This window comes from Streptomyces sp. CY-1 (genome assembly GCF_047218265.1).
GTDB classification, from domain to species: Bacteria; Actinomycetota; Actinomycetes; order Streptomycetales; family Streptomycetaceae; genus Streptomyces; species Streptomyces niphimycinicus.
Window position 1 is genome coordinate 390,037 of record NZ_CP178393.1, and the last position, 18,262, is coordinate 408,298.

15 protein-coding genes and 1 pseudogene are annotated in these 18,262 nt (G+C 69.8%); 12 read left to right on the forward strand and 4 right to left on the reverse strand.

Features of this window, described 5'->3' with window-relative positions; translation table 11 throughout:
• Positions 1–11: 11 nt before the first annotated feature.
• Positions 12–1,424: an amidase gene (locus ACK1X7_RS01825; protein ID WP_413114555.1), complete on the forward strand. Its 1,413-nt coding sequence runs from the start codon at positions 12–14 to the stop codon at positions 1,422–1,424.
• Between the two features lie 31 nt (positions 1,425–1,455).
• Here the strand turns inward: ACK1X7_RS01825 and ACK1X7_RS01830 are convergent, their stop codons facing one another.
• A complete protein-coding gene (locus tag ACK1X7_RS01830; RefSeq protein WP_413114556.1) occupies positions 1,456–2,622 on the reverse strand; it encodes a DSD1 family PLP-dependent enzyme in 1,167 nt (388 codons plus the stop codon).
• 357 nt (positions 2,623–2,979) lie between these two features.
• Here ACK1X7_RS01830 and ACK1X7_RS01835 point away from each other — a divergent pair, with 357 nt between their 5' ends.
• The 10 genes from ACK1X7_RS01835 (at position 2,980) to ACK1X7_RS01880 (ending at position 13,373) form a co-directional block, all read left to right on the forward strand.
• Positions 2,980–4,062 carry a polyamine ABC transporter substrate-binding protein gene (locus tag ACK1X7_RS01835; protein WP_385158132.1) on the forward strand — a complete coding sequence of 361 codons (1,083 nt, stop codon included), beginning with the start codon at positions 2,980–2,982 and terminating at the stop codon, positions 4,060–4,062.
• Between the two features lie 35 nt (positions 4,063–4,097).
• On the forward strand, positions 4,098–4,937 hold the full coding sequence (locus ACK1X7_RS01840; RefSeq protein WP_385158134.1) for an ABC transporter permease: 840 nt from the start codon (positions 4,098–4,100) through the stop codon (positions 4,935–4,937).
• Positions 4,937–5,704, forward strand: coding sequence for an ABC transporter permease (locus ACK1X7_RS01845; RefSeq protein ID WP_398159207.1), 768 nt, complete (start codon positions 4,937–4,939; stop codon positions 5,702–5,704). Before ACK1X7_RS01840 ends, ACK1X7_RS01845 begins: the two co-directional genes overlap by 1 nt.
• The gene (locus tag ACK1X7_RS01850; protein ID WP_398159208.1) at positions 5,701–6,744 is read left to right on the forward strand and encodes an ABC transporter ATP-binding protein; all 1,044 of its coding nucleotides are present in this window, start codon (positions 5,701–5,703) and stop codon (positions 6,742–6,744) included. The genes ACK1X7_RS01845 and ACK1X7_RS01850 overlap by 4 nt, the downstream gene beginning before the upstream one ends.
• Positions 6,741–8,039 (forward strand): glycosyltransferase, encoded by a 1,299-nt coding sequence (locus tag ACK1X7_RS01855; protein ID WP_385148833.1) that lies wholly within the window; start codon positions 6,741–6,743, stop codon positions 8,037–8,039. Before ACK1X7_RS01850 ends, ACK1X7_RS01855 begins: the two co-directional genes overlap by 4 nt.
• Complete coding sequence (locus tag ACK1X7_RS01860; RefSeq protein ID WP_413114557.1) at positions 8,036–9,142, forward strand: ABC transporter substrate-binding protein; 1,107 nt, start codon at positions 8,036–8,038, stop codon at positions 9,140–9,142. The genes ACK1X7_RS01855 and ACK1X7_RS01860 overlap by 4 nt, the downstream gene beginning before the upstream one ends.
• 37 nt (positions 9,143–9,179) lie before the next feature.
• Positions 9,180–9,962, forward strand: a complete 783-nt coding sequence (locus ACK1X7_RS01865; protein WP_390794172.1) for an ABC transporter ATP-binding protein — start codon at positions 9,180–9,182, stop codon at positions 9,960–9,962.
• Entirely contained in the window at positions 9,959–10,768 is an 810-nt protein-coding gene (locus ACK1X7_RS01870) for an ABC transporter permease (RefSeq protein ID WP_385148824.1), read from the forward strand. Before ACK1X7_RS01865 ends, ACK1X7_RS01870 begins: the two co-directional genes overlap by 4 nt.
• Before the next feature lie 31 nt (positions 10,769–10,799).
• The gene (locus ACK1X7_RS01875; protein WP_413114558.1) at positions 10,800–12,269 is read left to right on the forward strand and encodes a dihydroorotase; all 1,470 of its coding nucleotides are present in this window, start codon (positions 10,800–10,802) and stop codon (positions 12,267–12,269) included.
• Positions 12,270–12,611: 342 nt separating this feature from the next.
• Positions 12,612–13,373 (forward strand): pirin family protein, encoded by a 762-nt coding sequence (locus ACK1X7_RS01880; protein ID WP_385148818.1) that lies wholly within the window; start codon positions 12,612–12,614, stop codon positions 13,371–13,373.
• A gap of 85 nt (positions 13,374–13,458) precedes the next feature.
• Here the strand turns inward: ACK1X7_RS01880 and ACK1X7_RS01885 are convergent.
• Positions 13,459–14,279 (reverse strand): annotated as a pseudogene (locus tag ACK1X7_RS01885) (ABC transporter permease).
• Positions 14,276–14,884: an ATP-binding cassette domain-containing protein gene (locus ACK1X7_RS01890; RefSeq protein ID WP_413114559.1), complete on the reverse strand. Its 609-nt coding sequence runs from the start codon at positions 14,882–14,884 to the stop codon at positions 14,276–14,278. The pseudogene ACK1X7_RS01885 and the gene ACK1X7_RS01890 overlap by 4 nt, the downstream one beginning before the upstream one ends.
• A 153-nt stretch (positions 14,885–15,037) precedes the next feature.
• Between ACK1X7_RS01890 and ACK1X7_RS01895 the strand changes: the two genes are divergently transcribed.
• Complete coding sequence (locus ACK1X7_RS01895) at positions 15,038–17,335, forward strand: polyprenyl synthetase family protein (RefSeq protein ID WP_398159210.1); 2,298 nt, start codon at positions 15,038–15,040, stop codon at positions 17,333–17,335.
• Positions 17,336–17,366: 31 nt separating this feature from the next.
• Here ACK1X7_RS01895 and ACK1X7_RS01900 read toward each other — a convergent pair whose 3' ends face one another.
• Positions 17,367–18,125 carry a FadR/GntR family transcriptional regulator gene (locus tag ACK1X7_RS01900; protein WP_385148809.1) on the reverse strand — a complete coding sequence of 253 codons (759 nt, stop codon included), beginning with the start codon at positions 18,123–18,125 and terminating at the stop codon, positions 17,367–17,369.
• Between the last annotated feature and the right edge of the window lie 137 nt (positions 18,126–18,262).

The following is an 18,262-nucleotide window of genomic DNA, read 5'->3' on the forward strand; positions in this document are numbered from 1 at the left end:
ATGGAGGTTGGATGAGTATCGACAGGTCCATTTACCGTGACGCGACCGAGCTGGCCGAGCTGATCAGGACACGGCAGGTGTCGGCGGTCGAGGTGATGCGGGCGCATCTGGACCGGATCGACGAGGTCAACCCACGGCTCAACGCGATGATGACGGTGCTCACCGAGCAGGCGCTCGCCACGGCACGCGCCGCCGATGAGTCGGTCGCGGCCGGTGCCCCGCTCGGGCCCTTCCACGGTGTGCCGTTCACGGTCAAGGACGCGCTGGACGTCGAGGGCGTGGTGACCACGCGTGGCTCCGTGCTGTTCCGCGACCATGTCGCGGCGGCGGACGCGACCGCGGTGGCGCGGCTTCGGGCAGCCGGTGCCATTCCGCTGGCCAAGACGAACCTGCCCGAGTTCTCCTACTGGACCGAAACCGACAACCTGCTCATCGGCCGGTGCCGCAACCCCTGGGATGTGGAACGAACACCGGGCGGTTCCAGCGGCGGCGAGTCGGCCGCGATCGCCGCCGCGATGTCACCGCTCGGGCTGGGCAGCGATATCGCCATCTCGGTGCGTGGCCCGGCGCATGACACGGGGATCGTCGCCCTGAAGGCGACCCGGGGCAGAATTCCGATCACCGGGCACTGGCCGGACGTTCCCCGTCGCTACTGGCACGTCGGCCCGATGGCGCGCAGCGTGCGGGACATCGCGACCTCGCTGCGCCTACTGTCCGGACCCGATGGCGCGGATGGTGAGGTGCGGCATTCACCGCCCCCCACCGACCCCCCGAAGGAGTTGGCAGGGCTGCGCGTCGGCTGGATGGCCGAGCCCGGATTCGGTCCCGTGGACGGTGAGGTGGCGGCCACGGTCTCGGCCGCGGCCGATGCGCTGCGCGAAGCCGGCTGCACCGTCGAACCCGCTCCGCTGGAAACCCTGGAGGCGGTGGACGGGACCGAGCTGAGCGCCATCCTGTTCGCCGCGGAGACGGGGCCGTACTTTCGACGAGTGGCCGCCGGTCGCGAACTGGAACTGCACATCGCCATGCAACACACGATCGACGCTCCGGAGGTGTCGCTGGACGACTACATCGCCGCGCAACAGCGAGTTGAGGCGCTCAGTTCGCTGTTCGCCGGATACTTCGAGCGCTACGACGCGCTGCTGTGCCCCGTGTGCCCCGTACCGGCCCCGCCCCATGCGCAGCGGACGTTCCGGGTCGGGGAGCGGACGGTACCGGCGAGCGGCATCATGCGCGCCACCGTGCCGTTCAACCTCACCGGGCTGCCCGCGCTGTCGTTGCCGTTCGGGGCCGCCGGCGACCTGCCGATCGGTGTGCAGCTCGTCTCCCGCTGGTTCGACGAGACGACCGTCCTGCGGCTGGGCGCGGCACTCGAGTCGGTCAGTCCCGTCCGCCACCGCTCCCCCGACCTCGCCGGTCGCTGATCCCTCGGTCTCGCGCCCGGCTGCCGGCTGGTCACCAGCCGCTGATGCGGTCCCAGACGGCCTGGACGACGGGTGCGTCCGTCGCCGTCCGGCCACTGTCGATGACGTGGTAGCCGCGGTGTTGGGCGGCTGTGGCGCAGGCGTGGTTGGGCAGGACGCGCAGCCGGGTGCCGACGGGCAGGTCGGGCAGGGTGGCGCCGTCGCGGGCGGTGATGGTGCCGTGTTCCTGGCTCGCGGCACTCATGACCAGGCCGGGGATCAGATCCCCCGCCAGGTCGGTGACCAGGCCGTACCCCTGGTCCTGCGGCTGCGCCGCCGTGCCGCGGTCGCGGGACATCGCCATCCAGCCGCCGTCGGTGACGATCCAGCCGTACTCGGGACGATGTCCGATGACGGTGACGACGACCGACAGCGCGAGGTCGTCGACCTGGCACACTCCGAGACCGGCCATGACCAGGTCGAAGAAGACGTAGTTGCCCGCGCGTAGTTCGGTGACGCCGGTGAGCTCCTCGGCGGCGTGTGCGGTGGGCGTCGAGCCGACGCTGACGGTGGCCACCGGCAGCCCGGCGGCGCGCAGCTTCTCGGCGGCGGCGACGGCGGTGTCGCGCTCGTTCTTCGCCGCCAGCCGCTGCTCCTCCGCGGAGTGGGCGAAGTAGGACTCGCCCGCGTGGGTCAGCACACCATCCAGGCATCCGGCGTCGTGCAGGGTGCGAGCGATGGCGACGAGGACGGGGGCGTCGGTCTTGAGCCCGCCGCGGTGGCCGTCGCAGTCGATCTCGATCTGGGTGGGAATGCTGATGCTCTCCCGATGGGAGGCTTCCGCGACGAAGGCGGCCTGCTCGGTGCTGTCCAGCAGGACGCGGAGGGTGACACCGCGGCGCAACAGCGCGATCACGCGGGGGAGTTTATGGGGGGCGATGCCGACGGCGTAGGTGATGTCGGTGTAGCCGCCGTCGGCGAACGCCTCGGCTTCGGCGAGCGTGGAGACGGTGACGGGGTGGGGCGAGCCGCCGTGCACAAGGGCGGCGATGTCAAGGCTCTTGGCCGTCTTGACGTGCGGCCGCAAGGCGACGCCGAGGCGGTCGGCCCTGGCCGCGAGGCGGTCGATGTTGCGCAGCGTCTTGTGTACGTCGACGACCGCGAAGGGGGTGTCGGGGTCGGCGAGCGTCCCGGTAGTGGTGGAGGGGGTGGTGGTCATGGGGTGAGGTCCGCTTTCTCGAAGGTTGTTCCCGTCGCCCGGATCGCCTGCACACCGTCGCCCTGAGGCATGGCCCGCGTCCCGCGCTCACATCATCAACGAAAATTCTACTTCTAGACAATATAGCTAGCTTGCGTGCCCGGGCGCGGTTCCTCCGTCCGCACAGGACAAGAACGAGGCCGGACGAAACGGCCGTCTTGCCCGGTGCATGCCAATAGTGCGAAACTCCGGAAACCGATGCCTGCCCGCGAGCCGTTCGGCGAACCGGGCACGACCCACGCTCAGCCGGCTGATCTCGACAGCAAGCGACAGCAAGGGAGTGGCGTGTTAGGCGCACTGAGGTTCAGGCACGTGTCCATGGCGGCGACGGCTGCCGTCCTCGCGCTCCTTCTCCCCGCATGCGGCGGCGACGGCCAACCGGGCGGAAGCGGCCCCGCCGCCTCCGCGTCGCTCGACCCCGAGGCCGATCTGAGCAAGCAGCGGCTCACCGTCTCGAACTGGGACGGCTATATGCCGAAGGACCTCCCCGCCCGGTTCAAGTCGGCCGTCGGCACGCCCATGACCGTCGCCAAGCACAGCACCAACGAGGAGATCGTCGCCAAACTGACCGCCTCCGCCGACAGCGGCATCGACGTGGCGTTCGTATCGGGCCAGTACGCGCAGGCACTCGCGGCGCAGGGGCTGCTCGAACCCATCCACCACGATCTGGTCCCGCACCTCAAGAACCTGGACCCGCTCGCCGCCCGGCTCGCCCATGACAAGGGCAACGCCATTTCCGTCCCGTACACCTGGGGCACCACCGGGCTCTGCTACCGCAAGGACCTCGTCGGCCACACCCCCGATAGCTGGAACGACCTGCTCAAGCCGCGCCCCGCGGTCAAGGGCAAGGCCACCATGCTGAAGACCGAACGCTGGCTCTTCCTCCCCGCGCAGAAGGCGCTCGGCTACTCGGTGAACACCACCGACAAGCAACAGCTCGCCCAGGTCAAGAAGTTGCTCCTCACCGCGAAGGACGGGCTCCTCGCCTACGACGACACCACGTTCGGCGACCGGCTCACCTCCGGGGAGGCCGTGCTGGCGGAGGCCTGGGACGGCTGGTGCCCGACCGACGACAAGAGGATCGGCTTCGTCGTCCCCAAGGAGGGCAGCGACCTCTGGACCGACACGATGGTCATCCTCAAGTCGTCGAAGAACAAGGAGGCGGCACACGCCTTCATCGACTACGTCCTCGACGCGAAGGTGCACTCCTGGGTCGCCTCGAACATCTTCTACAAGGTCCCCAACACCGCCGCCATGGCCGAACTCGACCCGGCGCTGCTGAAGAGCTACCCCGCACTCGCCATGCCCCCCGGGCAACTGCTCGAGGGGGAGTCCGTCGTCGACCTCGGGGACGACGCGGCGGCGTACACCCGGATCGTCACGGAAGTCACCGCGGGCTGATGGCCCGCCGGGGGAAGGCGGCGGCAAGACCACACGTGCGAGCCCGTCTCGTCCTGCTCGGCCCTGGCCTGTCCTACCTGGCCGTCCTGCTCCTGCTGCCGCTGGCCCTGCTGTTCGGCTACACGGTCTTCCGGCGCGGGCGCTTCGGCGGGATCGCGTACGAGGACGGACGTACCGGCGAGAACTTCGCGCGGCTCACCGACCCCCTCTACGTCGGTGTCCTCACCGACTCGCTGCGCATCGCCGCCGTCACCACGCTGCTCGCGCTCCTCCTCGGCTACCCGACCGCGTACGCGATCAGCCGGCTGCCCGGCAGATGGCGCACGGTCGCCCTGGTCCTGGTGGTGCTGCCGTTCTGGACCAGCTTCCTGATCCGTACCTACGCCTGGATCGTGCTGCTGTCCAGCCGAGGTGTGGTCAACTCGGCCCTCACCGGCATCGGGGTGATCGACCGGCCGCTGAAGCTCCTCTACACGGAACCCGCCGTCGTCCTCGGACTGCTCTACGCCTATCTCCCGCTGATGGTGCTGCCGCTGTACTCGGCGATCGAGCGGGTCGACCCCCGGCTGCTCGAAGCCTCGGCCGATCTGGGCGCCCGCCCGGCCCGCACGTTCTGGAGCGTGACCCTCCCGCACACCCTGCCCGGCGTGCTGACCGGCTGCGTCTTCGTCTTCGTGCCCAGCCTCGGCAACTTCGTCGTCCCCGAACTGCTGGGCGGCGGGCACACGGTCATGGTCGGCAACCTGATCAGAGACCAGTTCCTCACGGCACGGGACTGGCCGTTCGGCTCGGTGCTCGCCCTCGCCCTCATGGCGTTCCTGGTCCTGCTGCTCATGGCGCAGACCTGGGCCGGGCGCCGGCTGGGCGGCCGCTGATGCGCCGGGCGACGCTCCTCCCGCTGTGGTTGACGTACGCGTTCCTCTACACGCCCGTCGTGGTGCTCGTGGTGATGTCCTTCAACCGCTCGGACAGCCCCTACCAGTGGTCCGGGTTCAGCACCGCCTGGTACGGCACGCTGGCCGGCGACGACGAGGTCCTGCGGGGCCTGGCCAACACGCTGATCGTGGCCGCGGGCGCGACCGCCCTGTCCACCCTCCTCGGCACACTGCTCGCCGTGGGACTCGCCCGCCACGCGAGCCGGTCGCGGCTGCTGCCCGCCCTGTCGGTGCTGCCCGCCGTCCTGCCGGACATCGTGCTCGCGATCGGCCTGCTCGCCTTCCACTCGCTCGTCTCGGCCACCCTCGGCCTGCAGTCGGTGCTGCTCGCCCATACCGTCTTCGGCCTCGCCTTCGTCACGGCCGTCGTGCGCACCCGGATCGCCCATGTCGACCCCTCTTTGGAGGAGGCCTCACGCGACCTCGGCGCGGGTGAGGTCACCACGTTCCTCCGCATCACCCTGCCGACCCTCGCCCCCGGCATCGTGGCGGGCGCGCTGCTGACGTTCACGCTCTCGCTCGACGAGTTCGTCATCGCCTTCTTCACCGCGGGACCGAAAGATCCCACTCTGCCGATCGTCATCTACTCGATGATCAGGTTCGGTGTGACCCCGGAGATCAACGCGCTCGCCACCCTGCTGCTCACGGTCAGCTTCACCGTGGTGATCGCCGCCCAGCGCGTCAGCCGGCTGACGGAGGCGCTGTGATCCGTATCCATGCCGTCACCCGGCGGTTCGGCGAGGTCACCGCCCTGGACGGGGTGAGCCTGGAGATCGAGGAGGGCGAGTTTTTCGCCCTCCTCGGCCCGAGCGGCTGCGGGAAGACGACCCTGCTGCGCGTCCTCGCCGGATTCGAGGCCCCGGACAGCGGCACGGTCACCCTGGACGGCCGGGACCTGCTGGGCGTGCCCGCGCACCGGCGGCCGGTCAACCTCATGTTCCAGTCCTACGCGCTGTTCCCGCACATGAACGTGGAGAAGAACATCGCGTACGGGCTGGCGCGGGAAGGGCTCGCCCGGGCGGAGATCGGCGAACGGGTCGCGGCAGTCCTTGCCACCGTCGGGCTGACAGCACAGGCCCGCAGACGGCCGCACCAGCTCTCCGGCGGGCAGCGGCAGCGGGTCGCCCTCGCCCGTGCCATCGTCAAACGCCCCCGTGTGCTGCTGCTCGACGAGCCGCTGTCGGCGCTCGACAAACAGGTCCGCGCCGAGATGCAACTGGAGCTCAAGCGCCTCCAGCACCAGGTGGGCATCACCTTCCTCGTCGTCACCCACGATCAGGAGGAGGCCATGTCGCTCGCCGACCGGATCGCCGTCCTGGACCGGGGGCGCGTCCAGCAGGTCGACACCCCCGTCGAGCTCTACCGGCACCCTCGGGGCCGGTTCGTCGCGGGCTTCGTCGGCGCCAACAACCTCTTCCGCGGACGGCTGCTGCCCTCCGGCGGACTCGACGTACCCGGCGTCGGTGTGCTGCCCGCCCCGGCCGGTGACACGGCGGGGCTGGTCGGCGTACGCCCGGAGAGCATCCGGCTCGCCGCCGGGGAGGCGGACGCTTCCTTGCACGGCACGGTGTTGGACATCAGTTACTTCGGCGGCTCCTCGAGGATCGCGGTCACGGTCCCCGGTCTGGACCGGCCGGTCCTGCTGACCGTGGCGGGCCCGGCCACGGTGAACTCCGGCGCCCGCGTCGCGCTGTCGTGGGCCCCGGAGAGCGCGGTACTGATCGAGACGACGGGAGACACCCCTTGAGCGGACCCCTGACCATCCTCTTCGCGCCGGAGAGCGCGTACGGCCCGACCAACAACTGCGTCGGCATAGGCGACGTACTGCGCCGACGGGGCCACCGCGTGGTGTTCGCGGCGGAGGCGTCGTGGAAGGGCAGGCTCGCCCCGCTCGGCTTCGAGGAGGACCTGGTCGACCTGGCCCCGCCGCCCGAAACGCCCCAGGAGGCGGGCCAGTTCTGGAAGGACTTCGTACGGGAGACCGCCCCCGAGTTCCAAAAGCCCACGATCGAGCAGTTGGGCACGTGGGTCAGGCCGGTCTGGGAGGAACTGGTCGCCGGCGCCCGGTACTGCGAACCTCGGCTCAAGAGAATCGTCGACCGGGTCCGGCCGGACGTGATCGTCGAGGACAACGTCGTCTGCTTCCCCGCACTGACCACGGCGGACGTGCCCTTCGTACGGATCGTCTCCTGCAACCCGCTGGAGGTGAAGGGCGAACACATTCCCCCGCCCTTCTCCGGGTACCCGGCCGGTGACCGTGCGGGCTGGGCCGAGTTCCGTGCCGAGTACGACCGCACGCATCGCGAGCTCTGGTCCGAGTTCAACGCCTGGGTCGTGGACCAGGGCGCGAGGCCGCTGCCCGACCTGGAGTTCATCCACGACGGCGAGCTGAACCTGTACGTCTACCCGGAGATCGCCGACTACGCCGAAGCCCGCCCGCTGGGCCCTGCCTGGCACCGGCTGGACTCCTCGGTCCGCGAGACCGACGAGGAGTTCGCCCTGCCGCCGGAGTGGCCCGAACGGCCCGAGGGCAGCGCGCTGATCTACTTCAGCCTGGGCTCCCTGGGCTCCGCCGACGTCGGCCTCATGCGCCGGATCATCGCCTCCCTGGCGCGCACCCCGCACCGCTACATCGTCTCCAAGGGTCCGCTGCACGACGAGATCGAGCTGCCTCCCACCATGTGGGGCGCGGAGTTCCTCCCGCAGACGCGGATCCTCCCGCTCGTCGACCTCGTCATCACCCACGGCGGCAACAACACGACCACCGAAAGCCTCCACTTCGGCAAGCCCATGATCGTGCTCCCGCTGTTCTGGGACCAGTACGACAACGCACAGCGGATCGCCGAACTCGGCTACGGCGTCCGTCTCGACCCCTACCGCTTCACCGACGCTCAACTGCACGGCGCTGTGGCGGAGTTGCTCGGCAGCACCCGCCTGCGGAACAGGCTGACGGAAGCCTCCAGGACCATCCGGGCCCGCGACGGGCTGCGCACCGCCGCCGACCTCATCGAGCGGCACGGCCACGAAAGGCAGGAAACATGAAGCTGTCCTTGCGGCTCGGCCTCGGCGTCGCCGTCCTCGCGGCGCTCTCCGCCTGCGCGGACGGGCCCTCGTCGTCCTCCGAAGGTGGCTCGGGCGTCCGGGCGACGCTCCAACTCGCCGTTCCCTCGGCCGTGATCGCCCCCAAGGAAGAGGTCGCCACCCACGCGGTGGGCGACGCCGAGGGCTATCTGGCCGAGGAGAAGCTGAAAGTCGAGGTGATCAACACCGACGGGTCGGTGGCAGCGGTCCAGGCCGTCGCCTCGGGCAGCGCCGACATCGCGCCGGCCGACGCGGGAGCCATCCTCGCCGCACGGGAGAAGGGTGTCCCGGTGAAGGTCATCGGGGGCCTGGTACGGAACTGGCCGTGGCGCATGGCCGTCCGGCCCGGCAGTGAGGTCAGGAGCCCGGCCGACCTCAAGGGCAAGAAGATCGGGGTCATCAGCCTCGCCTCCGGCTCGGCCATCTACGCCCGTGCGTACGCGAGCGACGCCGGGCTGGACGCGGCCAAGGACATCGACCTGCTGCCGGTCGGCGTGGGGGCGCAGGCCCTGGCCGCTCTGGAGGACGGCAGGGTCGATGTGCTCGCCCTGTACACCCAGGCGTACACCACCATCGAGAACACGGGCACCGAGCTGCGCTATCTCGACAACTCCGACGCGTTCGACGGCATCCGATCCCTGACCTACACGGTGACCGAGAAGACCCTGAAGGAGAAGAAGGAGGTGCTGACGCGCTACTTGCGCGCCTCCTACAAGGCACTGCTCTTCTCCGCCGTCAATCCCGAGGCCGCGATGCGCGACGGCTACCAGACCTTCCCCAAGCTGCTGACCGGCAAGAAGGCCGACGATCGCATCGCCGACGACACCAGGACCCTCGAGGCGTGGATCAAGACCGCGGTGCCCGCCACCGGTGAGCCCGAGAACTTCGAGGACTGGGGTGCGATCAGCGACGTGGAGTGGGACAAGACGGTCGCCTACACCAGGACGGCGGGCCAGATCACCAAGGACGTCCCCCTCCCGGAGCTATGGGACGGCAGCCTGCTGGGGGGCGCGAACGACTTCGACCCGGCGGCCGTGATCGCGAAGGCGAAGGCCGCCGGGTGACGCGGGAAGACGGGGAGAACAGGAGAGCGGGGGGACCGTGGACGAAGACCGCTGGATCGAGGTCACCGGACTGCACAAGACCTACCGGCCGCGCAGGTCGGAGCCGACCCACGCGCTCTCGGACGTCACCTTCACGGTCCGACGCGGCGAGTTCCTGTCGGTCGTCGGCCCGTCGGGGTGCGGCAAGACCACCCTGCTCAAGATCCTCGCCGGGATCGTCTCCAGGAGCCAGGGGGCGGTCCGCGTCGCCGGCCGCGATGTGACGGGGCCGCTGCCCGAGGTGGGCATGGTCTTCCAGACGCCGACCCTCCTGCCCTGGCGCACCGTGTTGCAGAACGTGATGGTGCCGGTGGAGGTACGGAAGCTCGACGCCTCGGTGTACCGGGAGCGGGCCGAGCGGCTGCTCGCGATGGTGGGCCTCGACGGCTTCGAGGGCAGCCACCCACATGAGCTGAGCGGCGGGATGCAGCAGCGCGCCGGAATCTGCCGGGCCCTGGTGCACGACCCGGCCGTGCTGCTGATGGACGAGCCCTTCGGCGCACTCGACGCCCTGACGCGCGAGTCGTTGAACGTCGAGTTGCTGAGGATCTGGCGGGAGAGCGGCCGGACCGTCGTGTTCGTCACCCACTCCATCCCCGAGGCGGTCTTCCTCTCCGACCGGGTCGTGGTTCTCAGCCCCCGCCCCGGCCGCATAGCCGAGATCGTCGACATCGAGCTCGAGCGCCCGCGCACACTCGGCGCGATGGCCTCGGACCGCGCCGGGGTCTTCGTCGAGCGGATCCGCCGGCATTTCCACGCCACCTGGGTGATCGACTCATGAGGCGGCTCGGCAAGCGGCGGCTCCGCGTGGACCTGCGAGAGCGCCCCGAACTGCTGCTCGCTCCCGCCGTCTTCGTCGTCACCATGCTGACCTGGGAGTTCGCGGTCCCCGCCTTCGGTATCGACGACTATGTGCTACCGCGCCCCTCGCAGATCCTCGACGCCCTCCGCACGCAGTTGGCGGACCCGTTGTTCTGGGGACATCTGAAGGTGACGGTCCTGGAGTCGAGTTACGGCTTTCTGCTCGGAGTGGCGGCGGCACTGGTGCTGGGCACCGCGATCTCCCAGGTGCGGCTGATCGAGCGCACCTTCATGCCGTATGTCGTCGCCTTCCAGACGGTGCCCAAGGTGGCGCTCGCGCCGCTGTTCGTCGTCTGGTTCGGCTTCGGCATGACGAGCAAGGTCGTCATGGCGGCGGTGATCTCGTTCTTCCCCGTGCTGATCAACGTCATCGAGGGGCTGCGCTCGGCCGACGCCGACCGGATCCAGATGCTCACGGTGTTCGGCGCCGGAAGGTTCCAGGTGTTCCGGATGGTGCGGCTGCCGAGCGCGCTCCCCTTCATCTTCGCCGGCCTGGACATCGGGATCGTCTTCGCGATCCTCGGCGCCGTCGTCGGCGAGTTCATCGGCGCGACGGAGGGCCTGGGATACCTCCTGCTCCAGACCAACTACAACTTCGACATCGCCGGGATGTTCGCCGTGCTGGTGGTGCTCTCCGTGCTGGGGCTGATCGCCCACTTCGTCATCCGGTTCGCCCAGAAGCGGCTCGTCTTCTGGGCCGAGGAGAACCGGGTGATCGGCGCATGACGAACTGAGGACGACAGAGGGGGAGGCCCGCATGACCGCATACGACCTGGTGGTGAAGAACGCCCGTGTCGTCGCCCACGACCACGATGACGCGCGCCCCGCGGACATCGCCGTCCAAGGAGGCCGGATCGCCGCCGTAGCCTCCGGCATCGCCACGGAAGGCGCCCGTCGGGTGGTCGACGCCGGCGGCAGGCTGGCGTTCCCCGGTGTCGTCGACGCCCACCAGCACTGGGGGATCTACCACCCGCTGTCCGAGGACGCGGCCGGCGAGAGCCGCGCGTGCGCACAGGGAGGCGTCACCAGCGCCCTGACCTACACCCGGACCGGCCGCTACTACCTCAACAAGGCCGGTGCGTACGCCGACTTCTTCCCCGAGGTGCTGGCCGCCGCTTCCGGCCGCGCCCACGTCGACTACGGTTTCCACCTCGCGCCGATCTCGCGCGCTCACATCGACGAGATTCCCGACCTGATCGAGCGGTTCGGCGTCACCTCGTTCAAGGTCTTCATGTTCTACGGCAGCCACGGCCTCCACGGCAGGTCGGCCGACCAGAACGCGTTCCTGATGCTCCCCGAGGACGAGCGGTACGACTACGCGCACTTCGAATTCGTCATGCGCGGGGTGCGGGCCGCCCACGAGCGGTTCCCCGGCCTCGCCGACGAGATCTCCCTCTCCCTGCACTGCGAGACCGCCGAGATCATGACCGCGTACACCAGGCTGGTCGAGGAGTCGGGTGACCTGACCGGGCTCGCCGCCTACAGCGCCTCCCGGCCGCAGCACTCCGAGGGCCTCGCGGTCGCCGTCGCCTCCTACCTGGCACACGAGACCGGGCTGCCCACGATCAACCTGCTGCACCTGTCGTCCCGCAAGGCGGTCGACGCGGCCGTGCGGATGAGCCGGGCGTTCCCGCACATCGACTTCCGCCGTGAGGTGACCGTCGGGCATCTGCTCGCCGACATCACCACCGCACGCGGCCTCGGCGGCAAGGTCAACCCGCCGCTGCGGCCCCGCGACGACGTCGAGGCGCTCTGGGAGTACATGCTCGACGGCACCGTCGACTGGGTCGTCAGCGACCACGCGTGCTGCCGCGAGGAGGTGAAGTTCGGCGTGCCCGAGGACGATGTCTTCCTCGCCAAGGCCGGCTTCGGCGGCGCCGAGTACCTCCTCCCCGGCCTGCTCACCGAGGGAACGAAACGCGGCCTGCCACTGGGCCGGGTCGCCGCGCTGACCTCCTGGAACCCGGCCCGGCGCTACGGGCTGCGCACCAAGGGCAGCCTCGCCCCCGGCTTCGACGCCGACATCGCCCTGGTCGACCCGGGCCGCACCTGGACCGTGCGCGCCGCCGAATCGGAATCGACGCAGCAGTACACCCCCTTCGAAGGCTTCGAGCTGACCGCCCAGGTCACCGACACCTTCTTGAGGGGCCACCACATCCTCCAGGCGGGCAAGGTCGTCGGCCCACCCGTCGGCGCCTACCTGCACCGTCCGACCTGCACCGCCTGAGCTCGGAAACTGCAAGATTCCCGACAGCGTCACGCAGCTTGCCGTGCGCGCAGCCCGCGGCGGGGCGAGCCGGGCGCGGCCACCTCATGGCGGGGTGACGCGAGGGGCCACCGCGGTCACCTGGGCACCGGACAGCTTGTCGAGCGAACGGCCGCGCGTCTCGACCCGGAAGTGCCGTAGGGGTTGCCGTCGGCGATCTTGGCAGGGGCCGTGCAGCCGGGGGCGACGATGATGCCGCCGACCGGGAGTGACGGGAATGATTCGGCTCGCGATGTTGTATAACGTTCAACTACATCACCGGTCGACACCCCCGGCCGCACGGACAGAAAGGACACCACCACCATGGCCTCCCTGCTCGACATCCGGCGCGCCAACGAGCGTTTCCACACCCGCGCCGGCTGGCTCGACTCCCATCACTCCTTCTCCTTCTCGCGCCACTGGGACCCCAAGAACACCCACTTCGGGCTTCTGCTGGTCTCCAATGACGATGTCGTCGCCCCCGGCACCGGCTTCGAGACCCACCCCCACCGGGACATGGAGATCATCACCTGGGTCCTCGACGGCGGCCTCGTCCACCAGGACTCCGAGGGCCACAACGGGGTGATCTACCCCGGCCTCGCCCAGCGGATGAGCGCCGGCACCGGCATCCTCCACAGCGAGAAGAACGACTCCTGGACCCTTACCGGTCGGCCCGAGCACGATGACCCCGTCCATTTCATCCAGATGTGGACCATCCCCGACGAGTCCGGTATCCGCCCCGGCTACGAGCAGCTCGACATCAACGACGAACTCGCCCTCGGCGGCTGGGCCACTCTCGCCTCCGGTATGCCCGAGCACGGCAACCAGCGGGCGATCGGCATCCGGCAGAAGCACGCCGCCCTGCACGTGGCCCGCATCCGCCCCGCCGAGACCCTGGAGATCGTCACCGCTCCCTTCGTCCACCTCTTCGTCGCGCGCGGCAGCGCCGAGCTGGAGGGCGCGGGAGCACTGGCCACCGGCGACGCGGTCCGTGTCACCGGCGCGGAGGGCCAGCGCGTCACCGGCGGCCCCGACGGCGCCGAGGTGCTCATGTGGGAGATGAACGCCGCCATCTCCACGGCCTGAGCCCAGCCCCTCGGGCCTGAACGCAGCCCCTCCCCCGGGTGGAAATCCAAGCGAATCCCACCCGGGGAGGGCGCGGCCCAGCGGACTAGACGAGTTCGACGGGCCGCCACGAGCGCGGCCGTCCGCTCTTGCCGAGGGTGTTTCGGGTGCGGCAGTGGAAGGCAAGGAGGGCGATGAGTGCGGCGGCGGTGAACCATCCGGCCTGGATGGCGAGGTACTTCGGAAGCGGAGTGCTGGAGAACCCGGCGCCGGTGGCGGCCTGCATCGCACCGTAGGAGGGCAGATAGCGCACCACGCTGCCGTCGGAGCCGGAGCTGTAGAGGGGATTTTGCAGGGCGAGGTCGATCACGCTGGTCATCACGATGGCGAACATGCCCTCCACCTCACGGCGCAGCAGTGAGCCGAAGGCCACGCCCAGGACGCCATAGGTGATACCGGCGCAGAAGAGGGCGGCGGCGAGCAGGGTGGGCTGCTCGGGTGCCCAGAAGGTACGGGTGAGGATGGTCGCGTAGGTGGCCACGGCGGCGGAGGCCAGCGTCAAGGAGGTGAGCTTGGCGAGGACGAGATGGGTGCGGAGTAGCCGGCCAGGGCCAGTCGGCGGTCGAAGTGGCCGCCCGCGAAAGAGGCCGCGAACATCATGAAGCCGACGATCAGGGTGACGGCGTTGAGTGCGCCGGTGATCTCGGTGAGCTGGTTGCCGTGCGGGGTGAGCAGCCGGCCGGTCGCACGCAGCCGGAAGCGGGTGGGGGTGCTGGGTACGGACCAGAACGCCAGCGCGGTCCACACGGGGATGAACAGGGCGATGAGGACCATGGCGAAGCGGTTGCGCAGGTGCTCGATCAGCGCGTAGCGGGCCGCGGTCAGGAAAAGGGTGCGGTCGCGGCGTACGGCTCGGGGAGGTGTCATGCGGTGGGCTCCGTGATCTGCCCGTGCAGACGGCCCCCGTCCAGGCGCCACAAGGTGTCGAGGCGTTCGGCGTCGTAGGCCAGGTGGGAGACCACGAGGACCGATCGGCCGTCCTCGCGCAGCCGGGTGGCCAGGTCCCAGAACCGCTGGTAGGTCTCCCAGTCGAAGCCCTGGTAGGGCTCGTCCAGCAGCAGTGTCCGCGGGTTGTCCATGAGGGCCAGGGTGAGGTTCAGTTTCTGCCGGGTTCCGCCGCTGAGGACTCCGGCCCGCTCGTCGGCGTACTCGCTGAACTGGAGTGCCTCCATGATTTCTTCGGCTCGCACCAGGTCACTGAGGCCGTAGGCGACCTGGAAGTACTTCAGATGCTGGCGGACGGTGAGCGCGTCGTTGAGGACGGCGGCCTGCGGGCAGTACCCGAAACCGCCGTGGTGGCGGACCGTGCCGCGATCGGGGGCCAGTTCGCCGGAGAGAATCCGCGGCAGGGTCGTCTTGCCCGCGCCGTTCTCCCCGACTATTCCGGCCAGTACACCGGGGCGCAGTCGGAGGTCGACACCGCCCAGCACCGCACGCCGGCCGTAAGCGTGGTACACGCCGGTCACCTCCATCGAGGGCCTCCTCCCCTTGGCGTCCCGCTATAACGAGCGGGCGGCGCCGAGGGCACGGTGACGACCCGAAATCCGGGCCGCGCTGTCATCCGATGAGGTGGGGCCGGTACGGCAGCACCCGGTGAGCGGGCTGCGGACGTCTAGGTTTCCGGCATGACCATCTCCGCGTCCCATCCCCCGGCGCAGGGCCCCTCGCAGGCCGTACCGCAGCACACCGCCGGTTCAGCGCCCATGGGCCTGCCGCACCCTTCGGCGGGTGCCGAAGGGTGGTATCTCAACGGGCATCTGCGGGATGAGAGCGGCGACGAGTACACGTGGATGGTCAGCGTCCTGAAACACCACGATGTGCGGGACCGCGCGGCCGGTCCCGGGTACGGCGTGGTGTCCACGTGCTCGGGCCCGGCAGGGGTCTCCCACGGCGCCTGGCTCACGCCCACCATGCACCGTGCGGTCCGCGAGGCGCTCCGCGGCGACACCGCGCAGGATCACCGGGTCCGCGAGGCCCTGGCGGAGGCCCTCGCCGAGGGGCCGCTGCTGCCCGACCGGCCGCTGCCCGAGCCGGTGGTGGAGTCGGCCGAAACGCTGGACATGTCCTTCGGGGAGGTGGCCGCGCTGCGCCGTACGGAGGACGGCTACCGCCTGGCCTTCCAGGACAGGGAACGCTTCGAGCTTCTTCTCACCCCCGTCAAGGCGGCGGTCCCGCAGTTCGACGCCCGCGGGCGCTATCCGGGGCGGCTTCCGACCGACGCGGACGCGATGACGTCGTACTTCATGCCCCGGCTGCACGCCCATGGGACCCTGCGTCGGGCGGACGGCACCCAAAGACGGGTGGAGGGGCACGCCTGGTTCGAGCAGGACTGGGGCAGTACCTACTACGACGTCGAGCGGACCCCGGGAACGCCGGACCACACCTGGGAGTGGGCCGGTATCCAGCTCGGCAACGGCTGGGAGATCAGCTCCATTCACGCGCGCAACACCGATCCCGCCACGGGCGCCACCACGCTGGAATTCACCCGCGCCACGGCGGTTGCCCCGGACGGCGGCGTCAGCTACCACGACGTGGACTGGCAGCCCGTACGCCACTGGACCTCGCTGGCCACCCTCAACACCTACCCCACCGCGGTGCGCGTGCGCGTCCCCGACCTCGGCCTGGATGTCGAGGTGATCGCTCCGGCGGCGGAGGGCGAGGTCCGCACCCTGATCGTGGGACGCGCCTTTTGGGAGAGCCCCGCCACCGTGCGCGGCGTCCTGGGAAACACGTCGGTGGCCGGGACGGCATTTCTTCAGACCCTGCCGACCAACACCATCGGCGATATCGAGCACTACATGCGCCGCACCCATGACATCGCCCGCACGGAAGCCGCCGCGCTCTATTCCACCGATGCCACCGACGAGACCGCGCTGGGCCTGCTCACCGGCACCAGCGGCGGAACGGACCTGGACAGTGCCGCCCGGATCCGCCTCCACCAGGCGGTCGCCGCTCCCCTTCTGCATCTGCTGGACAACCCCGGACGCTCCTGGCGCCCCTACGTGGCCGCGGCCGTCCTCTGCCTTCTCGGCGCCGACCCCGAGCCCTACCGGCCGCTGACCGCGGTCACCGAGCTGCTCCATGTCTCGGCGCTGGTCATCGATGACATCCAGGACAACTCGCCCACCCGGCGCGGCCGTCCGAGTGTCCACGAGATCTTCGGCACCGCTCCCGCGATCACCGCCGGCACGCTCGGCTACTACACCTTCGACGCCCTCATCCAGCGCGTGCCGCAGGCCGACCCCGCCACCATGCTGCGCATCTACCGGCTCTATCTGCGGGATCTGCGTGCCGCCCACGCCGGTCAGGCCCTCGACCTCGCCGGGCACCACACCGCGTTCGACCAAGCCGTGGCAACCGGTGACGCCCGCCCTCTCCTCGACCAGATCCGCACCGCCCACCGGCTCAAGACGGGCATGCTCGTCCGCAGCACCGCCGAGGTCTCGGCGATCCTCGGCGGCGCCGACGAGAGACAACTCGCAGCGATCTGCGCGTACTTCGAAGCCGTCGGAATCGCCTACCAGATCACCGACGACGTCTTCGACCTGTACGGGCAGTGCACCCCCGACGAACACCGGCAGGGCATCACCACCCGCTCCCCCGCCGAAGACCTCCACAACGGTGAGGTCACCTACCCCGTGGCCCACGCCACCGGCCTCCTCGACACCGCCGACCGCAAACGTCTGCGCGACGCCCTCCGGCAGTGCTCCGACAGCGGTGCGCTCCGGGCGTCCGACCTGCTGACGCGCAGCGGAGCCCTCGACGCGTGCATGGCCGAGGCCCGCGAACTCGTCGACAAGACCTGGGACACCCTCGCCCCCTTGCTCCCGCCCACCCCGCACAAGGCCATGGTGCGCGCACTGGGCTGGTACGCCGCCCAGCGCGAAACCGACCACATCCCGCGGACAACGGCCCTGCGGTGAGCGCGGAGCGGGCCGCGAACACGCGGTGCGGCTACTCCTCGAGGAGTGCCTGAAGCATGGGCTTGCTCTCCTCGCTCACATACGAGGCGTAGTACTCGTAGAGGTTGCAGCGCGCGAGCCGGTCGGCCCGTATGGGGTCGGCGTGGCGCACCGCCTCGAACACCTCGGCGTGGTGGGCCACGGACTCGCGCATCAGCGCGGCGCTGTCGGGGGTCCGCTTCAGCTTGTCCTCGATGAGCGCGAGGACCGCGCCGCGCACCACCTCACCGCAGACCTGGATCAGGTTGTTCCCGCCGGCCTGCGCCACCACGTCATGGAAGGTGACATCCGCGGCGCTGAAGGCCGCATATCCTTCGTCGATCGCCTCCCGCATCCGCTCCAGCGCGGCCTCGATGGCCGCCACCTGCTCGTCGGTGCGCAGCCGGGCCGCAAGCCGGTTGGCCGAGCCCTCCAGGATCATGCGGAACTGGATCAGTTCGCCGAGCGGGATACCGTCCCTTCCGGCGAGCCGTTCAAGGGGTTTGCGCAGGTTCTTCGTCGAGTACGGCAGCACCTCGGCGCCGCGTGGATCGCCCGGTCGTGAGCGGATCAGGCCCGCGCTCTCCAGCACCCGCAGGGCCTCACGCACGGTGGAGCGGCTCACCGAGAACTGGCTCATCAGCTCCCGTTCGCTCGGCAGCCGGTCGCCGGGGCGCAGGGCGCCGCGCGCGAGCGTCTCTTCCACCTGCTCGACGACCGCCTCATAGGCACGGGTCGGGCGCACCGGTTGGAAGTACTGCTCTTCTGTCACGATCCACCTTTCTGGCGGGTTCGTTCCGCTACGGGTAGCCGAACGTACCGCTCCACGTGCCGTCCCCGCGGCTCGATGACTCCCTTGACAGCGGTATTCGGACCGAAACACACTCGTTCAACTAGCCAGAATATGAT